Origin of the sequence: Micromonospora sp. (genome assembly GCF_048594385.1) — a bacterium.
Taxonomy (GTDB): Bacteria; Actinomycetota; Actinomycetes; order Mycobacteriales; family Micromonosporaceae; genus Micromonospora; species Micromonospora wenchangensis.
The window spans coordinates 1-2,387 of sequence record NZ_JBMDWU010000132.1 but is presented as its reverse complement, the minus strand read 5'-3'; the positions used below and the strand labels follow the sequence as shown (position 1 = coordinate 2,387).

General features: G+C 76.0%; 4 protein-coding genes. All 4 read right to left on the bottom strand.

The features are described 5' to 3' along the window. On the bottom strand, positions 1–1,005 hold a 1,005-nt coding region (locus ACOJTC_RS06475; protein ID WP_420116156.1), incomplete at its 3' end, for a cupin domain-containing protein. Between the two features lie 9 nt (positions 1,006–1,014). After that, a complete protein-coding gene (locus ACOJTC_RS06470) occupies positions 1,015–1,320 on the bottom strand; it encodes a hypothetical protein (protein WP_204924517.1) in 306 nt (101 codons plus the stop codon). A gap of 166 nt (positions 1,321–1,486) precedes the next feature. Beyond that, positions 1,487–1,915: a DUF2267 domain-containing protein gene (locus ACOJTC_RS06465; protein WP_204924518.1), complete on the bottom strand. Its 429-nt coding sequence runs from the start codon at positions 1,913–1,915 to the stop codon at positions 1,487–1,489. A gap of 5 nt (positions 1,916–1,920) precedes the next feature. Then, positions 1,921–2,112: a hypothetical protein gene (locus tag ACOJTC_RS06460; protein ID WP_204924519.1), complete on the bottom strand. Its 192-nt coding sequence runs from the start codon at positions 2,110–2,112 to the stop codon at positions 1,921–1,923. Between the last annotated feature and the right edge of the window lie 275 nt (positions 2,113–2,387).

Here is a 2,387-nt window from a genome sequence, read left to right as displayed (position 1 = left end):
GGCCTGCGCCAGCGGCCGGATCGGGGCCGGCCGGGCGGCCGGCCAGGCCCGGCTCCGCAGCCGGGCGGCCACGGCGGCCGGGTCGGCCCGCAGCAACCAGTCGCGCAGCGCCTCCACCGTCTCGGTCAGCTCGGGTTCGATGGCGTCCGGGTCGGCCACGTCGGTGCCGAACGGCAGCCCGGCCCGCAGCCGGGGATCCTCGGCGGCCAGTGCCAGCAGCTCCTCGACCAGGGCGTACCGGGTCAACGCGCGGATGCCGACGGTCAGGTGCAGCGAGCTGGTCTCCTGGGCCTGGGCGCTGTGCAGCCAGCCGCGCGGCAGGTAGAGCGCGTCGCCCGGTTCGAGGACCACGTCCAGCGCCGCCGGCCCGTCGGCGGTGGCGGACACCTCGTCGGCCCGACCGCCCCAGGGCTGCTTCTCCAGCGGGTCGATCAGCACCGGCGGGTGGATCCGCCAGTGCTTGCGGCCGTCGACCTGGAGCACGAACACGTCGTGGGTGTCGTAGTGGGTGGCGAAACCCAGGTTGCCCGGCGGGGTGAGGTAGGCGTTGACCTGTAACGGCTGGGTCAGGGCGGTACCGAGGTCACGGGCGAAGTCGATCAGGGCGGGCCAGAGCCGGTGCAGCCCCTGCAACACCAGCGTCGCGCCCCCGGCGTACAGCTCCAGGATCCGTTCGTCGAGGACCTGGTCGCCGATCTCCGCGCCCGCGCCACCGCCGCCGGTGAACCGGGCCGCCGGCACCAACTGGCCGTCGCGGGCCACCCGCAGGAACGGGGTACGCAGCCCGCGCCGGCTGAGCAGCTCGTCGGCGTCGGCCGGGCTGAGCAGATCGGTGAACCCGTCAGGGTTGGGCAGCTCGGCGGCCCGCGACAACAGTGGCGAGCGGCCCCAGTGGGCGGCGGCGAACTTGGCCGGTTCGACGCTGACGCAGCGCTCCAGCGCCCGCGTCGCGGCCGACGGGACCGCCGGGCGGCCGTGGCCGCCCGGCGGGTCGATGGTCGTCATGGGTGTCGGTCAGCGGGCGCTGCCGTCGGCGCCACCATCGTGCTGACCCGGGGTCGCGCCACCGTCGGCCGGACCCTCCGCGCCGCCGTCCGCACCACCATCGTGCTGACCCGGGGTCGCCCCGCCGTCGGCCGGACCCTCCGCGCCGCCGTCGGCGCCACCGTCGTGCTGACCGGGCGTCGCGCCACCGTCGGCCGGACCCTCCGCGCTGCCGTCCGCACCACCATCGTGCTGACCCGGGGTCGCGCCACCGTCGGCCGGACCCTCCAGGCCGCCGCCGCTGGTGGTCTGCATGTCGTCGTCGTTCAGTGCCATGGGTGCTCCCTCGGGTGTGCCGCCCCGCCGCAGGGCGGGGTCTGTCGTACGCGGGTGGTACCCCCCACACGATCTTCTCTAACCACACCGTAGACGGCCCGTCCGACGCGCGGGACCGATCGCCGGCCCCGGGCCGCACGGGCTCGCCGACCCCGGGCCGGTCGGGTCAGGGAATCAACCGTTGCAGGTCACGGGGCATGCCGGCCTTCACGTCCTGCCACTCGCCCTGGGTGACGTGCCGGCGCAGGGCGTCCAGCACCACCCGGGCCACCCGCTCGGGCCCGCCCTCGACGTCGTAGGGGAAGCCCTGCCGGACCTCGTAGAGGAAGTCGTCCCGGTTGAGTTTGACCGGCACGTCCTCCGGCCGCCACCCGTCGAAGTAGATGCCGCGGACCAGCACCGGGAGCTGGGCGGAGAACTCCGCGCACTCCTGGACGGTCATCCGGTCGCGCAGCAGGTGCAGCACGGTACGCAGCGCCGCGTACGACTGGTTGCGTCGCGTCCGGGGCCATCCGTACGCGTCCTCGATGTCCTTGAGGATCAGGTTGGTCTTGTCCACCGAGGACTCGATCGCCGACATCAGCTGCTCGGCCATCGGGGTCACCCCCCGTCCTTCGGTTCGCCGCCCCACCGGCGGTCGTCGGCGCGTCGGGGTGGCCCCGACGGGCCCCGCCCCTGCCGGGCCGGGCTGCCGAACCGTCCGGGCCGCTCCGGTCGACGGGTGTCGCCACCCGTGCCGACGACGTGCAGCACCGCACCACGTCGGGGATCCGCCACCACCCGTGCCGTCATCTCGGTCACCTCCGTACCCGTGTCCGGTCTTCCCGACCGCTGCCCCGCCGGGCCGTCGGCCCGACCGGGACGTGCTCCGGCCGCGGGCGCGGCCGGCACCATCGAGGCTGCCCGTCGGCGGGGTGACCCGCCCTCACCCGACCAGGGTGAGGTGCGGCCGCCGGGTGACCGGCACAACGGAGTCGAGGGGGGGGGCGCCCCCGGTGGGGGGGGGGCGCCCCCCGCCCGCCCGCGGTGGGCTCGCGGGGGGGGGGGGCCGGGGGGGGGCGGGGCGG

Coding starts and splice junctions, on each gene's coding strand:
- ACOJTC_RS06460 (WP_204924519.1), bottom strand. CDS start 2,112: ATGACGGCACGGGTGGTGGCGGATCCCCGACGTGGTGCGGTGCTGCAC.
- ACOJTC_RS06465 (WP_204924518.1), bottom strand. CDS start 1,915: ATGGCCGAGCAGCTGATGTCGGCGATCGAGTCCTCGGTGGACAAGACC.
- ACOJTC_RS06470 (WP_204924517.1), bottom strand. CDS start 1,320: ATGGCACTGAACGACGACGACATGCAGACCACCAGCGGCGGCGGCCTG.